This window comes from Sediminibacterium sp. (assembly GCF_030695065.1).
GTDB lineage: Bacteria > Bacteroidota > Bacteroidia > Chitinophagales > Chitinophagaceae > Sediminibacterium.
Genome location: NZ_JAUYTR010000016.1, coordinates 330,578 through 348,594 on the forward strand (window position 1 = coordinate 330,578; position 18,017 = coordinate 348,594).

Below are 18,017 nucleotides of genomic sequence, written 5' to 3' on the forward strand. Positions count from 1 at the left end.
GATAATTAACTTTACCAAATGCCACATGAAGCAATTTCCGTATTTGATATGTTTAAAATAGGGGTAGGGCCTTCTAGTTCACATACGCTTGGGCCTTGGCGCGCCGCCCTTCGTTGCTTGGATAATTTAAGTAAGCAACACCCATTAGCTACTGTTAAAGCAGTAACTGTTCTATTATATGGCTCATTAGCCAAAACGGGGAAGGGACACGGCACTGATATAGCTGTGTTAATGGGTTTGATGAAAGAGGATCCTGTTACCATTGATGTAAACAGCATCAATCCTAAGATTGCTGAAATTAAAACTACTCATCAGTTATTATTAGGGGGAGAACATGCCATTCCATTTGAATTTAAAGAAGACTTGGTTTTTTTAACTAATGAATCGTTACCCTTTCACCCGAACGGTTTGAGTTTTTTAATTACACTCAACAATGGTGATCAGTTAAGTGAAACTTACTTTTCAATTGGGGGTGGATTTGTGGTGAAAGAAGGCGAATCATCTGCTGGAAATAGGGAAAGTGTTGAGCTTTCTTTCCCTACCAACAATGCAGCCGACATATTGCATTGGTGCAGAAAAACGGGGATGGCAATACATGAAATGGTTTTGGAAAACGAAACCAGTTGGCGTTCAGAAGCGGAAACTAAAAAAGGGGTATTAGCCATCTGGCATGCCATGCGCGATTGTACTTATAGAGGATGCCATTCAAAAGGCGAATTGCCTGGTGGATTACAAGTTAGAAGAAGGGCTTTTGAGCTAAACAAAAAGCTCATTAATAAACAGCCATATAGTAATTACGAAGAATGGTTAGAAGCCATTCGTAAAGGAGGTAACTCCTTCAATTATATTTTAGATTGGGTAAGCTGTTTTGCATTGGCAGTGAATGAAGAAAACGCCTCATTTGGTAGAGTTGTAACTGCACCAACCAATGGCGCTGCAGGTGTTATTCCTGCGGTTTTGCAATATTATATTGCTTTTTGCGAAGGTGGAACAGAAGAAAAAATCATTCAATTTTTATTAACTGCATCAGAAATAGGATCCATTTTTAAAAAGGGAGCTACCATTTCAGCTGCAATGGGAGGCTGTCAGGCTGAAATAGGAGTATCCTCAGCCATGGCTGCAGGCGCTCTTACTGAATGCATGGGCGGAACCCAACAACAAGTATTGATGGCTGCAGAAATTGCAATGGAACATCACTTAGGTTTAACCTGTGATCCAATTGGTGGTTTAGTGCAAATACCTTGTATAGAAAGAAATACAATGGGTGCCATCAAAGCCATTACCGCTTCACAATTGGCGCTACAAAGCACACCAGATTTTGCACTAGTTAGTTTAGACAAAGTAATTGCAACCATGTGGACCACCGCTTTAGACATGAACAGTAAATACAAAGAAACCGCAGATGGTGGCTTAGCCATTCAAGTTCCATTGGGTTTGAGTGAATGTTGAGGATAGTTATTGGATTTGAAAAATCAATTATGAAACAAAAATCATGAATTACCCACATTTATTCGAGCCATTAGATTTAGGGTTTACAACATTGAAAAACAGAATCCTCATGGGTTCTATGCATACTGGATTAGAAGAAATCAAGAATGGTTTTGCAAAACAAGCCGCTTATTTTGCTGAAAGAGCCAAGGGTGGAGTTGGATTAATTGTAACTGGTGGAGTAGCACCTAATAGAGCTGGATGGACATCTCCGTTTGGGAGTAAATTAACTACCCGTTCCGAAGCAAATCAACATCGATTAATTACCGAAGCAGTTCATGCCGAGGGTGGTAAAATATGCATGCAAATTTTACATACAGGCAGGTATGGATATCATCCAATTTGCGTTGCTCCATCTGCTATTAAATCGCCAATTTCGCCTTTTAAACCTTGGAAACTAAGCAGGGGTGGAATAAAGCGCACCATTAAAGATTTTGTGAACTGTGCAAAATTAGCGCAGGAAGCAGGCTATGATGGTGTTGAAATTATGGGATCAGAGGGATATTTAATCAATCAGTTTATCGTTTCAAAAACCAATCAAAGAACCGATGAATGGGGAGGTACTTATGAGAATAGAATTAAATTTCCGATAGAAATAGTCCGCCAAACTAGAGAAGCAGTTGGCAAAAATTTCATCATCATTTATAGATTATCGATGTTGGATTTAGTGGAAGACGGATCTAGTTTGGTAGAAGTTGAGCAGTTGGCAAAAGCCATTGAAAAAGCAGGAGCAACTATTATTAATACTGGTATAGGTTGGCATGAAGCAAGGGTTCCTACCATTGCTACGATGGTGCCTAGAGGAGGATTTAGTTGGGTTACCAAAAGATTGATGGGTAAATTATCTATTCCTTTAATTACTACCAACAGAATTAATATGCCCGATGTGGCAGAACAAATTTTAGCAGATGGCCATGCCAATATGGTTTCTATGGCCAGACCATTTTTAGCCGATCCTGAATTTCCTAAAAAAGCCTTGGAAGGAAGAACCGATGAAATCAATACTTGCATTGCTTGTAACCAAGCATGTTTAGATCATGTGTTCGAAAGAAAAACAGCCAGTTGTTTGGTAAACCCTAGAGCATGTAAAGAATTATCAACGATTGTTTTGCCTGCAACTTCTAAAAAGAAAATTGCTGTTGTAGGAGCAGGGCCTGCAGGGCTTTCAGCAACTGTTACTTTGGCTCAACGCGGTCATGAAGTGCATTTATTTGAAGCGCAATCAGTAATTGGAGGGCAGTTTAATATTGCTAAAGAAATTCCAGGTAAAGAAGAATTTATGGAAACATTGCGCTACTATAAAAAGCAGATGGAATTACATAAAGTACAAATTCAATTGAACAGTGCTTTTAAACAAGAGCAAGCAACCAATTTTGATGAGGTAGTTGTTTCAACAGGTGTGAGCGGAAGAACTTTATCAATTGAAGGAATAAATGATCCAAAAGTATTGACCTATACAGATGTTGTTCTGCATAAAAAACCAGTAGGCAAAAAAGTGGCCATAATTGGTGCTGGAGGTATCGGTTTTGATGTTGCAGAATTTTTAACCAATGAAGAAAGCAATACCATTCCAACATTTATGGAAGAATGGGGTGTTGATATGAATTATACTGAGAGAGGAGCATTACAAAAAAAACATGCAACAAAGTCCCCAAGAGAAGTTTATTTATTACAACGATCCAAAGGCAAACTGGGAGGGGGTTTGGGCAAAACTACCGGATGGATTCATCGGGCAGCTTTAAAGATGAAAAAGGTGAAAATGATTGCAGAAGTAAGTTATGAAAAAATAGATGCAGAAGGATTTCATATAAAAGTTGCAGGTATACCTCAAGTGCTTGATGTAGACAATATTATTATTTGTGCAGGTCAAGTTTCTAATAATCAATTGTACCATTCCATAAAATCCAACTATTCTAATGTTCATTTAATTGGAGGTGCTTTAGAAGCTGGAGATCTTGATGCTAAAAGAGCAATTGAACAAGGATATCAAATTGGGATTAGTTTATAAAATAGTAAAACTAAATAATGGCCTACTCAGTGCTTATATTTGGGTTACTTAACAAATAAAATGAAAGCAATCTCCATCCGACCTTTTATTGGTTCCAAGGATTTCAACCTAAGTCGTTCATTTTACAAAGACTTAGGTTTTGAAGAGCATATTATTAGCCCACAGCTAAGTGCCTTTCATTTTTCTAAAATGATATTTTATTTACAAAATGCATACGTTAAGGATTGGGTAGATAATACCATGGTATTTGTAGAAGTGGAAAATGTAGATGATTATTGGACTGAGTTACTTTCTTTAAACTTAATGCATAAATATCCGATGGTACGTTTAGTACCACCCAAGATGTTAGATTGGGGCAAAGAATGTTTTGTACACGATCCTTCGGGCATACTTTGGCATTTTGGAGAATTTAAAGTAAAATAAATATTCTATAGAGGTGCATTAAACTACATCCATCGCCACTTCATTATAATCCTTGATTTCATTGTATAAGGTACCACGCTCAACTGGTTGACGTCTTACTTGTTTAATTAATTGAACTAGGTCTGCAGTGCTCATGGTAGGTGTTTGCTCCTCACTTCCCGCCATAGCATAAATTTTAGTGGTATCGTCAATGGTTCCATCAATATCGTTAACGCCAAAGGATAAGGTTAATTGGGCATTCTTTCTGCCCAACATTGGCCAATAGGCTTTGATATGATTGAAGTTGTCTAAAAACAGTCTAGATACTGCATACATTTTCATGTCTTCAACAATGGTACTTTCTGCAACATTACTCATATCATTATCCTTGTTGCGGAACTTTAATGGAATGAATGTATTGAATCCGCCAGTTTCGTCTTGCAAGCTGCGCAAGCGATCCATATGATGTATACGATGCCAATAAGATTCAATATGACCATAGAGTAGAGTAGCATTGCTGTGCATGCCTAATTCATGAGCCGCTTTGTGTATAGCCAACCATCCGTCAGCATCTACTTTATCGTCACATATTTGTTTACGGATATCTGGATGAAAAATTTCTGCACCACCACCAGGTAAAGAATCCAATCCAGCTTCATGTGCTAAACGCATACCTTCTTCTACAGAAACTTTGGCCTTTCTGAACATATAATCTAACTCAACTGGTGTAAATGCTTTTATATGCAAATCAGGACGATGCGCTTTAATGGTGCGCAATAATTCTAAAAAGAATTCCATATTCATTTTAGGATGAACGCCACCTACAATATGCACTTCCGTAACAGGCTTACCATCATAGCTTTTTACTAAATGCATCATCTGCTCAATGCTTAATTCCCATCCTTCTTCACGATGTGCATATAATTTTGAATAAGAGCAAAACGCGCAGGAAAACACGCAAACATTGGTAGGCTCTATATGAAAATTTCTATTGAAATAAGTTTTATGCCCGTGCTTTTGCTCTCTTACCCAATTGGCAAGAGCACCCACAAAGGAGAGAGACGCTTGTTCAAATAAAGCAACGCCCTCATCAAAACTGATGCGTTCTTTATTTAATATTTTATATCCAATGGATTGTAACTGTTGATTTTTCTCAGCGTCTACCAATACTTTAGTTGCTCCTGTATTCATGGCTCCAAATTTTGTGCAAATTTACACCATTAGAACATCAGAATGCCTGCAATTGTTGCAGATAAATAAGAAGCTAGGGTTCCACAAAGTAGTGCTCTCAATCCCAATTTAGCTAAATCGGCTCTACGCGTAGGAGCTAACTCGCCAATACCGCCAATTTGCATACCAACGCTACTAAAATTTGCAAACCCACAAATGGCAATACTTACAATTAACAAGCCCTTTTCAGACACAATAGGGATGGTTTTAGTAGTTAAATTATTGAATGCAACAAACTCATTAATGGTGAGCTTTTGACCCAACAAAGAGGCAGCATTGGCAATATCTACTTGTGGCACACCCATTGCCCAAGTCATTGGATAGAAAATTTTGCTAAAAATTACATCTAGCGTTACCCCAGGAATAATTAACCCAATACAATAATTAATTAGCGCAATCAATGCAATGAATCCAATTAACATGGCAATTACATTCAATGCTATTTTCATTCCATCGCTGGCTCCATGAGATATGGCATCAATAATATTACTGTATGGGCTTTTTACCTCTAATTTTACTTTGCCCATTGTTTGGGACTCTTCGGTTTCTGGGAACACAATTTTAGAAATCACCAACGCACCGGGAGCAGCCATTAAACTTGCTGTTAACAAATATTCTGCTTTAGCACCCATATTTGCATAAACAATCAATATACCACCGGCAATACAGGCCAAGCTTCCACTCATGCTTGCCAATAATTCACTCTTGGTCATGGTGCTTAAATAGGGGCGTATCATTACCTGTGCTTCTACTTGACCAACAAAAGCCGAAGCAACATTACTGAGTGCTTCGGCTCCGCTTACGCGCATGATAAAATTCATGGCTTTGGCAATAACAGATACAATGAACTGCATTACCCCAAAATGATATAAAATGGCTACTAAAACGCAAACCAAAATAATGGTTGCAGTAACACTAAATGCAAATACAAATCCACCCTGACTAAAATTCTTTACACCGTCTGGGGCATTTACCATAATGCCACTGTACACAAAAGCAACGCCCTCTCTTGCAAACCGTTCAATTTTTTCCATTCCATGACCCAGCAATTGAAAAAAGCGGGTTACAGGGGGCACTTTTAACACCATCACAGCAATAAAAATCTGCAATAATATTCCGCTAAAAACCAGTCTGTAGTTAATTCTTCGCTTGTTATTAGAAAACAAAAATGCAATGCCCAGTATCAGTATAATCCCAATAATTCCTTGAAACCTTTCCATATACAATCAGTTAGTAATAGATTAGGTTTGAAAGATACGGAATCACTACATGTGTGCTTGAATTTTTTTGTCTAAAACAGATTTAGGAACAGCTCCAATTTGTTTGTCTACGATTTGTCCTCCTTTAATAAATAGGATAGCAGGAATAGAAGTGATACCATAGTTCACGCTCAAATTTGGGTTATGATCTACGTTTACTTTACCCACATTTATTTTACCATCGTATTCTTTAGACAATTCTTCAATAACTGGTCCAATAGCTCTACATGGTCCACACCATTCTGCCCAAAAATCTACTACGGTTAATTTATCGCTGTCCAATACAGTTGATTGGAAATTCGCGTCTGTTAGTTCTAATGCCATATTTAATGTTTTATTAAATTGTTTTAATCAAATTTACTACCAAAGCTATGGAACTGCTCATTTGACTTTTCCACCAATGTGACAAGTTTATTTTGGCTGTTTATACTGCCAATGGGGCAGAAAATACCCAAATTACCCAACCAACCCTACTTTTACCTCAATATCTAAATTATTCATTAGGTATTCTGCCATTTCCTCGTTCATTTGAAACCCCCTTTCAATAGTGTACATACTTATTTTTAAGTTTTCTTTGGGTTCCATGATATTAATTCTAAGCGTACTCTTACCAGGGTATGCCTTCAAATTTTTTTCTATAAAGCCCACCATGGATGGGGTAACTGCAGAAGGGTGCATATTAATTTCAACAGAACGGGTTAATTGTTGCTTCACCGTTTCTAAGAGAGACATGCTACTGATTTTAAATTCGAATAAATTGGGTTGATTGTAGCGGTTTCTAAATACGCCATTCAGCAATATATTCTGTCCCTTCTCTAAATAGTCTTTGTAGCGAATATAATCTTCGCTCCACAACATGTATTCGGTTTTTCCACTGTAGTCTTCTATTACAAAGGATCCAAAGTTCTTACCCGTCTTGGTAACTCGATGCTGCACGTCGGTTACCAATCCTGCAACCCGATACATTTTACCCAAACTTGACCCTTCAACCAAAGCATCGCGCACTTCATTAAAGTCGGCAATATTGGTGATTTCATAATGTTTTAATTCGAATTTGAAATGATCTAATGGATGCCCACTCATGAACATACCAGTTACTTCTTTCTCATAATTCAATAGTTCTGTTAATGTCCATGGCTCGCAAGGGGCTACCTTAGGTTTTGGAACATGCATAGCACCTGGTAAATCACCAAAAAGGGTATTCGTATTACCAGAGCTCAAGCTCTGTTGTACTTGACCATAGTTGACTATTTTTTCTAAGCCATTCACCCTTTCTCCATCAACTGTATGAAAATATTGTGCACGGTGCATTGCAGGAAAACAATCAAATGCGCCTGAATACACCAAGCTTTCTAATGATTTTTTATTGACCGACTTCTGTAATACTCGTTGAACAAAATCAAAAATATCTACATAAGGGCCATTCTTCTGGCGCTCTGATATAATAGATTCAATGGCCATTTCACCAACGCCCTTTAATCCGCCCAAACCAAATCTGATTTCACCTTTGGCGTTCACGGCAAAACCTTTCAGGGATTCATTAATATCTGGCCCTAGTACATTTATACCCATGCGTTTACATTCTTCCATAAAGAAAGTAATCTTTTCAATATTGCCTTGGTGGTTCAATACTGCAGACATGTATTCACCAGGATAATGGGCTTTTAAATATGCTGTTTGATAAGCTACAAAAGCATAACAGGTAGAGTGCGATTTATTAAATGCATATTGTGCAAATGCCTCCCAATCGGTCCAAATTTTTTCGAGTTTATCTGCAGGATGCCCCTTGGCAGTTGCACCTCCAATAAACTGTGCTTTCATTTTATCGAGCACCGATTTTTGCTTTTTACCCATTGCTTTACGCAACACGTCGGCATCTCCTTTTGAAAAGCCTGCTAAACTTTGGCTGAGCAACATTACTTGCTCTTGGTATACTGTAATACCATAAGTATCACTGAGGTATTCTTTGGTTTCTTCTATATCATAGCTGATTGCTTCCTTGCCATGTTTTCGGGCAATAAAGTTGGGAATATATGCAATGGGGCCTGGTCTATACAATGCGTTCATTGCAATTAAATCGTTAAAGTGGTCGGGCTTTAATTCACGCAAATATTTTTGCATACCCACACTTTCAAACTGGAATGTTCCATTGGTTTGGCCGCTTTGATACAATTGAAATGTTTTTTCATCATCCAATGGAATGGTATCTAAATCAATTGTTACATCATGATTCAATTTTATTAATTCCAATGCGGTCTTTAAAATGGAAAGGGTTTTTAAACCCAAAAAGTCCATCTTAATTACACCTGCATCTTCAATAATACTACCTTCAATTTGGGTAACCCATAAATCGGAATCCTTAGCTGTTGCTACGGGTATTAAATCGGTTAAATCTCTAGGTGCAATAATGATACCTGCGGCGTGTATGCCTGTATTTCGTACCGACCCCTCTAATCTTTCTGCTTCTCTTAAAACTTGAGCTCGTATATCTGAACCTTTATAAATTTCTCGCAGCTTTTTTACATTATCAATGTCTTCCTGCTGATAACCTTCTTTTTCCTCTAATGATTTAGGGCCCTCTTTAATGGTAAGTGGTGCTTTTAGAACCCTTCCTAATTCAGTACCAGGTTTATCAGGTACCAGCTTGGCCAACATATTACTTTCTGCTAGTGGTAAATCTAACACGCGAGCAACATCCTTAATACTCATTTTTGCAGCCATGGTGCCATAAGTCACAATTTGCGCTACCTGACTCTTTCCATATTTCTGAACCACATAATCAATTACTTTTTGACGGCCTTCGTCGTCAAAATCTGTATCAATATCGGGCATGCTCTTTCGGTCCGGATTTAAGAAACGCTCGAATAGTAAGTTGTATTTTATTGGATCAATATTGGTAATGCCTATGCAAAAAGCTACTACAGAGCCTGCCGCAGAACCACGACCAGGGCCAATAAAAACCCCCATGTCTCTACCTGCTTTAATAAAATCACTTACAATTAAAAAGTATCCAGCAAAACCCATGGTTTTGATAGTAAACAATTCAAAATCTATCCGTTCTTGAATTTCAGGTGTAATATCACTGTATCGTTGTTTGGCTCCTTCATATGTTAAGTGCTTCAATAATTCCCATTGATTCAAATTGGCGTCTGCATGTATTTGAAATTCTTTTGGAATTGGAAAAGCGGGGAGGAGTATGTCTTTCTTTAAATTCAGCACCTCAACTTTGTCTACAATGCGGTTGGTATTATCTAAAGACTCTGGAATATCATGAAATAGCTTGGACATTTCATCTTGAGTCTTAAAATAAAACTGATCATTAGGAAATTTAAATCGACGATTTTTAATTTGTACTTCATCATTTACAAAATCATCAAAACCCGGTGTGCTTTGTTTTTCTCCTGTATTAATACACAATAAAATATCGTGTGCGTTGGCATCGTCTTGGTCTACATAATGACTATCGTTGGTAGCTATAACTGGCACATTGTATTTCTTAGAAAACTTGAGCAGCGTATGATTAATAATTTCCTGTTCTTTAATATCGTGTCTTTGTATTTCTATATAATAATCATCTCCAAATAAATCTAACCACCATTTAAATTCTTGCTCTGCTTTCTCTTCACCTTGATTTAAAATGGTTTGAGGCACATAGGCCCCAATACAACAAGTAGTGGCTATTAATCCCTCATGATATTGTTCTATCAATTCTTTATCAATTCTCGGATACTTACTATACATCCCTTCAATGTAACCCAGTGAAGTAAGTTTAACTAGATTTTGATAACCAATTGCATTCTTTGCTAATAGAACTTGATGGAATCGATTGTCTTTAGAATCCTTGGTAAAAGTTTTTATATGTCGATCTTTTACCACATAAAACTCACAACCAACAATAGGTTTAACTACTGGCGCTAAAATATCTTTTCCGTTGGCGTCTTTTCCCACTACTTTGGTATTCTTCCATGCCTGACTTACAAAATCGAATGCCCCAAACATATTACCGTGATCGGTAATAGCCAATGCAGGCATATTATTAGCAGCCGCTTTTTTGTACAACTCATCAATAGGAGCTGCGCCATCTAATAATGAATACTGAGTATGAACATGTAAGTGAGAAAATTGCGGCATAAATCAAGAATAGTCTTCAAAGTTCGGGCATTGCAAAACCATAACAAAGTGACAATTTTCCACATTAGCATAAAGAAGCTAAATTGCAGACCATATGAGTAGTAAATCATATATCAATTTAGTTTTGTTTATGCTGGTAATAAGTAGTTGTAATACCGTTCGGAAGATGGTAAACAATGATCAATCTGCAAAAAAACCAGTTACAAAAGTCTATTCTAATGAGAAAAGGGAGTTTATCAATGGAATAGAAGTTACACTAGGAACAGTTACTACTACTAAACACAAAACCAGTAGCACGGCAACCACTGCAAAAAAGAAAGCAACCAGTAATGGAGGTAATCCTCCATCTAAAGCAGAACTAGAAAAAGCAAATTGGTTGCAAATTAAATATGCTATTGTTATGGATATGCCTGCAGAGGACTTAACTAATATCCCATTATTAGAATTAATGGATAAATGGTGGGGAACACGCTATTGTATTGGAGGCAGCACAATGAATTGTATTGATTGCTCCGCCTTTACTCAAGTAATCATGAAAGAGGTTTACAATACACAATTGCCTCGTACTGCACAAGAGCAATTTAACATGATGCAACCGATTGCAATAGATGAACTACAAGAAGGCGATTTAGTTTTCTTTAATACGGGTGGAAGAGGAATATCGCATGTGGGCATTTATATTCAAAACAATAAGTTTCTACATGCGTCTACTTCGCAGGGCGTTACCATCACCGACTTAAGCGATAAATATTGGAACCCCAAATTCAGGGGTGGGGGAAGAATGCGTTAACTATTTCTTGAAACGTTGCATAAAATTATGATAGAGCTGTCCTGCATCTGGAGTTAGTTTTAATTTAAATATTGCCAATACCATTAACGCAGAGAACAATACACTACGAAGTATAATACCTGCCCATCCATGCATGTTTTCAAAAATAAAATAACTGATGCCAAATGCTCCGGCTGCTACTCCAAATGCTAATAATGTTTTTACATCAAATGGTTGCATCTTAAATTTCCTTCGCAAAAATTCAAAGCGGATAAAATTGTATAAACTATAAGCGAACAACTCTGCAAATGCGGAACCAATAATACCGTAGTTCATAATCAAATAATAGGTGAGGGGCAACCTAAATGCCAATAATATTACCCCACTAATAAAATCGAACCGCCAATATGTTGAAGTATTAATAACCATTGCATTTAACCCCGTGCCTGCATCAATAATGCGAACCATCCCCAAAATAAAAATAGTGCCTAAACCTGCTTCGTACTCTTTTTGAATATGCAATACCCGCATACCATCTGCCACATTTAACCAAAGATTTCCAAAGATGAAAAGGGCCATAATTAATAGATTAATACATGACCTTTTGTAAATTCTTTTGATCTCGTTCATGTCTTTGTCTTTCCAAGCACGAGAGAGCACCCCTGCAGATATGGCTTGTATACTTCGCTGAGGAACTTGAATTAAATTGGCTGCATACTGCGCTAATCCAAATACACCTACCACGGCCAATCCTTGGAATTTAGCAATGATAAAACTATCGATAGTTGCAGCTATTGAAGCAATTACCGTTCCGCTATAAATTAATACCTGCATTCCCAACATTTTTTTCCAGAATTTTTTAGTAACCCTACTAATTGTTGTTGGAAAATGCACTTGTTGAGTAGCATACAAATAAGTGGCAAGAATTACGAAAATCAATAAATATAAAAATGCAAAAAAGAAGATAAACGATTCAAAAGGAATTAATTTAAAATAATACAAGGCAATTAATACACTGGTGAAAATTCTTAAGCCTGTCTCCTTTAGAAAATTAGAGAACACCGTTTTTTGTAGTGCCCAACAAAACCCTTCTAAAACAGAAAAAAACAACATTCCCAACGCAAATGGAAACATTAAATAATAGTAGTCTACAATTAACTTTGATTTTTCATAAAATTGTGCTTCAAAAACTGGCCTAAAATACCAACCTGCTAATAAAACCAACATAAATCCGAGCAATGCAGCGAGCATTCCCCAAGTCATTAGATCAATTTTGTGTTTTTCTAAATTGTCTTTATAATAAGGGTAAAATTTATAGATAACGGGTATTACCCCTAATGCACCAAATGCATACATATTTTGAGCAAAATCAAAGAATATACGGGTTAACGCAAACTGCTCTAAGGTAAAAGATCCATCTTTTGTATAGATATACATATTGATGGCGCCTATAAAGAATCCTATATAGACCAATAAACTTGAGATGATTGTTTGCTTCCGAATGGTTCCCATGCGCACTAATTCATTTTAATCTGTACTTCTTTTCTTCCGTTAATGCCAATGTAAAAATAGTTCTCTAAATCTTCTAATTGTAAATTGGCTCCTTGTTTAGAAGTTAAACGAATCGTTTGCCAAATATTCACTTTTGGCTTCAACACCAATAAACCATTATTTGTTTTCACTTGCAGTGGCATATAAAAGTTTTTAACTGCATTAGAATACCTATAGCTTAGTGTTTTGCCATCTACAGACAATTTATAATCAAATGAAGGTATTTGAGTTGTAGTAAGGTATTGGGTAAATATTCCTTTAACTGAATACCCTGCAAACAAGGAAATTTCTTTTTCTATCATGGTTGTTGTAACAATTTGATGATAGAATTTTTTATTGAGATGGCGCAACAGCTGCCTGAATTTTTCATCGTTGTTCATAGACATTCTAATACTATGTAACATAGCAGATGCTTTTGGATACATATCTCCACTGCCTGTATTGTGTACATTGTAGGTTCCTAGTATTGGTTTATCGTTGCGGATATTTTTTCTGGCTCCTTTATTGTATGCTGAGCCTGCTTCTTTCCCGCTTAACCATTGCGTAAACAAAGTTTCAGAATAATTGGTAAACCCCTCATGAATCCACATGTCGGCAATATCTTTTGAAGTGATATTATTTCCAAACCATTCATGTCCACTCTCATGCACTACAATAAAGTCCCATTTTAATCCCCAACCTGTTCCAGACAAATCTCTTCCTAAATAGCCATTCATGTATTTGTTTCCATATGCCACATTGCTCTGGTGCTCCATACCCAAGTAGGGCACTTCTACCAATTTAAATCCATCTTTATAAAATGGATATTTCCCAAACCAATGTTCAAAACATTCCAACATAGGTTTTACTTGGGCAAATTGTTTTTCGGCTCCATGTTTATTTTGTGGCAATACATAGTAATCTAAACTCAACTTTCCAGCTTCCCCATTAAACTCATCATGTAGATGAATATATTTTCCAATATTCATACTCACGCTATAATTATTAATGGGTTCATTTACCTGCCATACCCATGTTTTTGTTGCATCTTCATGTTGAATGGTATTAATTAATCTACCATTGGAAACATTCATTAAGGTATCAGGAACCCTAACAGAAATGGTTACTCCTTTTTCTGGTTCATCATATTGATGGTCTTTACAAGGCCACCAAACACTTGCACCCAAGCCTTGACAGGAAGTGGCTACAAATGGATTACCCAATTCGTCTTTCGCCCAACTAATGCCACCATCCCACGGGGCTCTTATGGCAGCTCTCGGCACTCCATGATAATATACCTGTACCAATCCCTCCGTATTGGCTTGTAAATTATTGGGCATATTAACCATTGCAACGTTGCCTTCTCTGTTAAATGTTAAATGCTGCTTGGATTTGCCTAAATAAAAGATACTGTCTATTACCAAAGGTTGCTGCAAATCAATTTGCATACGTTTCCCTTTGGTCAAAACTTTGAATTGGATGTCTACTATCCCTTGTATCGTTTTGTCAACCAAATTGGGCCTTACTTGAATATCGTAGTGCAACAAATTCCACCAGGCTCTTTCTGGGGTAATGGATCCCCTTAATGTGTCGGCCTTGGTAAATAAGTTAGTGTCTGCTTTTTGCGCCATTATAGACAATGGTAGCAAAAGCAGAAGACTCATCTTTAGCAAAGGTTTTTGATTCATTTGCTAAATGTAGCATATTCATCAAAAGAAAGTTTATTGCTTCTTTAATTTGTCTTTGAAGACTTTTTCAAATTTCTCTAGCTTGGGCGCAATTACAAAACGGCAATACCCTTGGTTTTGATTATTGTTATAATAATTCTGGTGGTAATTTTCTGCAGGATAAAAGTTTTTAAATGGTTCAATAATGGTAACAATAGGTTTTGCCCATGCACCACTCTTATCTAAGGCAGCTTTGTATTTCTCCGCTTTTTGCTTTTGTTCGGCATTGTGGTAATATATGGCCGAACGATATTGTGGCCCAATATCATTGCCTTGCTGATCCATTGTAGTTGGGTCATGGGTTTTCCAAAACACTTCCAACAATTCGTCGTAGCTAATTTCGTTTGGATCAAAAACAATTCTAGCCAATTCTATATGACCAGTATTTTTATCACATACTTGTTCATAAGTGGGGTTTTCAACAAATCCGCCACCGTACCCACTCAAAACCTCTTTTACTCCTTTTAAACGCTGAAAAAACGCTTCTGTACACCAGAAACAACCTTCTCCAAATGTTGCAGTGTCTGTTATTATATTCATTAAATTGGGTTTAGGGTTCAATTTTAAAGCTGCTTTATTGGGATCTTCTGCTGCTGCGCAAGAAAGCAACCACATTGTTAGGGTAAGGGCAAATAGGTAGTTCTTTTTCATAATGCTTTTCTAATCTACGGAATACTACTACAAACAGTTTGGTATTTTTGTTGAATAAGTATCCACTTATATACGAAACAGTGTTATTTAAACGATATATACCTAAGAATTGATATTTTAAGATAAATTTGTGATACCGTAACCACTATGAGTTTTCAGTCCCAATTTTGGAAGTACATGTCTCTACGCTTAGAGTCGCTGCTGCTGGCAATGCCGCTGTTGCTATTTTTTGCGCTATATCACTTCTACGACGCACTCAGCATTGACCCATATTTTGGGGTTTCGGTACCGTTTATTTTAAGCACAAATATTTTGATCTTCCATATTCCTATCTTCTTGATTCCTTATTTAATGCATCGTTTCATGCGAGATCAAGACAAAGGGCACGTATTAGTAAACTTTTTACACGTAGCACTCTCTATCTTTTTATTGGTAGCACTTATGTTTACATATCAGGTAATACAACCTGGATCTCCAGATACAGGCACACCTATTTTTGATATGCCCGAAAATAAATTATGGATGGAAGCAACAATGGCTACCTATGTAATATTGGGGGCACAAGTATTATTACAAATTGCATTTATCTTTTATTCACTTACAGTGCTATTTCCTTCTAAACAAAAGCAACCCCTACCGAGTTATTCATTTAATTAGCTGGTTCAATGTAACTTTGCCAGCAGAAACTGGCTTTTATGATGCGTTTGTACCCCGAATCGGCTTTAACACAATTGGAATTTGACAAGGTAAAAGAATTGTTAAGCGCTTTGTGCAATACAGACTTTTCTAAAAACAAATCCAATCAACTTCGCATTCATACCCGAAAAGATTTTATTGATAGAGAATTAAGACAAGCATTTGAATACAAATTAATTCTGCAACAACAGCAATATTTTCCTGCAGATTTTACAGCTAATATATCCAAAGACATTAAACTCTTGTCTATCCCCGGTGCTTTACTAGTAGGGGAGCAGTGGATGATGATAAAAAAACTAACGGAAAGCATGGGCACTGTTTTTCGTTGGTTCGATAATGAACGCCGCATGGCATTTCCAGCACTAACGCAGGTTTTAAGCGACAGTTATTACGAGAAGTTGATTGTAGAAATGATTAATGAAGTTTTAGATGATGCTGGTGTTGTGTTAGATAATGCTTCCCCTGAATTGCAGAAAATTCGAATGAACTTGTATAAAAAAAGAAATGAGCTACGCAGGGTATTCGAAAAAATGGTACAGAAAATGGCCAAAGCAGGCTATACTGCAGATATTGATGAAAGCTTTAGTAACGGGAGAAGAGTAGTAGCGGTTTTTTCGGAATATAAAAGACAGGTTAAGGGTATTTTACATGGAGAAAGTGACAGCCGTAAAACAGCATTTATTGAACCTGAGGAAACCATTGAGCTCAATAACGATGTATTTGCCTTAGAGAATGAAGAAATTAAAGAAGTGCAAAAAATACTACGTGCGCTTACTGCAAAACTTTCCGTTTATGCTCCATTACTTCAACAATACATTCAAATTATTGGAGAATATGATTTTATAAGGGCCAAAGCCAAACTGGCCATTAATATGAATGCCAATTTGCCCAATGTATTAGATAAGGCAGTGGTGCAATTAATTGACGCTTATCATCCATTGTTGTATTTATACAATAAAGACTCTGGCAAAAAAACCATCCCCGTTTCTATACACTTAGACGACAAGAATAGAATACTGGTTATAAGTGGCCCTAACGCTGGGGGAAAAACAGTGACCATGAAAACCATTGGCCTTAATCAAATGATGTTGCAAAGCGGTTTATTGGTTCCTGTACATCCTGATTCGCAAATGGGTATTTTTAAACAATTATATATTCATATTGGCGATACCCAAAGTTTGCAATTTGAGTTGAGTACCTATTCTAGTCATTTGATGCATATGAAGCATTTTATGGAGAATGCGAATGGGAAAACATTATTTTTTATAGATGAATTAGGATCTGGATCAGACCCTAATTTGGGAGGAGCTTTCGCTGAAGTAATTATGGAAGAATTGGGGCGTAAGCACTCATTCGGGGTAGTTACTACGCATTATTTGAATTTAAAAGTAATGGCCAATCATACCCAAGGTATTTTAAATGGTGCCATGCAGTTTGATGAAGTGAACCTTCAGCCGATGTATAAACTAATCATAGGTAAGCCTGGTAGTTCTTACACATTTGCCATTGCAGAAAGAATTGGCTTACCTAAAAATTTAATTAATCGAGCCAGAAAATTAGTAGAGGAAGACCATTTTAAATTAGACCGCTTACTCAATAGAACCGAACAAGACTTACAGCATTTAGAGAAAGAGAAGAAAGACTTAAATCGTTTGATGAAAGAGAATGAACGCTTGAAAAAAGAAATGGAGCAAGTGATGAATAAAGAGCGCCATACTCAACAAGTTGAATTACTCAAAAATCAAAATAAGATTACCGAAGAACGATTGCATTACTTAAAAGATATGGAGCGTAAGTTGAAACAAATTGTATTAGATTGGAAAAAATCGGAGAACAAAAATGAAGTCATCAAAAACCTTCAAAACCTCTTATTTAAACAAAAAGAAACGATTGTAGTTAACAAACTGGCTAAAAAAGTAGACAAAAAATACAAGGAATTAAATACGCTTGTAGAGATAGGCACTTTGGTAAAATTAAAAAAGAATTACCAAGTTGGAGAAGTAAAAGAAATCCGAGGAAAGCGGGCCATTGTTCAAATTGGTGCATTGCCCATTAATGTTGAGCTGGTAGATTTAATTCCAGTAGAGAAAATACCTGAACCAGCACCCAATAGTTAAAATGAATCT

The 18,017-nt window shown here is 36.8% G+C and carries 13 protein-coding genes; 6 read left to right on the plus strand and 7 right to left on the minus strand.

Annotated features, from left to right (window positions below; all coding sequences use genetic code 11):
* Positions 1-18 precede the first annotated feature (18 nt).
* Genes Q8S25_RS08365 through Q8S25_RS08375 form a run of 3 tightly spaced genes read left to right on the plus strand, consistent with a single transcriptional unit; the run spans position 19 to position 3,919 of the window.
* Complete coding sequence (locus tag Q8S25_RS08365) at positions 19-1,449, plus strand: L-serine ammonia-lyase (RefSeq protein ID WP_305536691.1); 1,431 nt, start codon at positions 19-21, stop codon at positions 1,447-1,449.
* A gap of 43 nt (positions 1,450-1,492) precedes the next feature.
* Positions 1,493-3,496 (plus strand): NADPH-dependent 2,4-dienoyl-CoA reductase, encoded by a 2,004-nt coding sequence (locus tag Q8S25_RS08370; protein ID WP_305536693.1) that lies wholly within the window; start codon positions 1,493-1,495, stop codon positions 3,494-3,496.
* 60 nt (positions 3,497-3,556) lie between these two features.
* Positions 3,557-3,919, plus strand: a complete 363-nt coding sequence (locus Q8S25_RS08375; protein WP_305536695.1) for a glyoxalase — start codon at positions 3,557-3,559, stop codon at positions 3,917-3,919.
* An 18-nt stretch (positions 3,920-3,937) separates the two neighbouring features.
* Here the strand turns inward: Q8S25_RS08375 and mqnE are convergent, their stop codons facing one another.
* The 4 genes from mqnE to dnaE all read right to left on the minus strand — a co-directional run bounded on the left by mqnE (position 3,938) and on the right by dnaE (position 10,518).
* Positions 3,938-5,089, minus strand: coding sequence for an aminofutalosine synthase MqnE (gene mqnE / locus Q8S25_RS08380; RefSeq protein WP_305536697.1), 1,152 nt, complete (start codon positions 5,087-5,089; stop codon positions 3,938-3,940).
* A 29-nt stretch (positions 5,090-5,118) separates the two neighbouring features.
* A complete protein-coding gene (locus Q8S25_RS08385) occupies positions 5,119-6,348 on the minus strand; it encodes a NupC/NupG family nucleoside CNT transporter (RefSeq protein WP_295233794.1) in 1,230 nt (409 codons plus the stop codon).
* A gap of 45 nt (positions 6,349-6,393) precedes the next feature.
* The gene (trxA, locus tag Q8S25_RS08390) at positions 6,394-6,711 is read right to left on the minus strand and encodes a thioredoxin (RefSeq protein WP_026763532.1); all 318 of its coding nucleotides are present in this window, start codon (positions 6,709-6,711) and stop codon (positions 6,394-6,396) included.
* Between the two features lie 132 nt (positions 6,712-6,843).
* The gene (gene dnaE / locus Q8S25_RS08395) at positions 6,844-10,518 is read right to left on the minus strand and encodes a DNA polymerase III subunit alpha (RefSeq protein ID WP_305536702.1); all 3,675 of its coding nucleotides are present in this window, start codon (positions 10,516-10,518) and stop codon (positions 6,844-6,846) included.
* A gap of 94 nt (positions 10,519-10,612) precedes the next feature.
* Between dnaE and Q8S25_RS08400 the strand changes: the two genes are divergently transcribed.
* On the plus strand, positions 10,613-11,308 hold the full coding sequence (locus tag Q8S25_RS08400) for a C40 family peptidase (RefSeq protein WP_305536704.1): 696 nt from the start codon (positions 10,613-10,615) through the stop codon (positions 11,306-11,308).
* Here Q8S25_RS08400 and Q8S25_RS08405 read toward each other — a convergent pair whose 3' ends face one another.
* The 3 genes from Q8S25_RS08405 to msrA are packed head-to-tail and all read right to left on the minus strand — an operon-like array spanning position 11,309 to position 15,195.
* A complete protein-coding gene (locus Q8S25_RS08405; protein ID WP_305536706.1) occupies positions 11,309-12,799 on the minus strand; it encodes a polysaccharide biosynthesis C-terminal domain-containing protein in 1,491 nt (496 codons plus the stop codon).
* Between the two features lie 5 nt (positions 12,800-12,804).
* A complete protein-coding gene (locus tag Q8S25_RS08410; RefSeq protein WP_305536708.1) occupies positions 12,805-14,505 on the minus strand; it encodes a M1 family metallopeptidase in 1,701 nt (566 codons plus the stop codon).
* A gap of 33 nt (positions 14,506-14,538) precedes the next feature.
* Complete coding sequence (gene msrA, locus Q8S25_RS08415; RefSeq protein ID WP_305536710.1) at positions 14,539-15,195, minus strand: peptide-methionine (S)-S-oxide reductase MsrA; 657 nt, start codon at positions 15,193-15,195, stop codon at positions 14,539-14,541.
* 177 nt (positions 15,196-15,372) lie between these two features.
* Between msrA and Q8S25_RS08420 the strand changes: the two genes are divergently transcribed.
* A complete protein-coding gene (locus Q8S25_RS08420; protein WP_305536712.1) occupies positions 15,373-15,852 on the plus strand; it encodes a hypothetical protein in 480 nt (159 codons plus the stop codon).
* A 38-nt stretch (positions 15,853-15,890) separates the two neighbouring features.
* Complete coding sequence (locus Q8S25_RS08425) at positions 15,891-18,008, plus strand: endonuclease MutS2 (RefSeq protein ID WP_305536714.1); 2,118 nt, start codon at positions 15,891-15,893, stop codon at positions 18,006-18,008.
* Positions 18,009-18,017 lie beyond the last annotated feature (9 nt).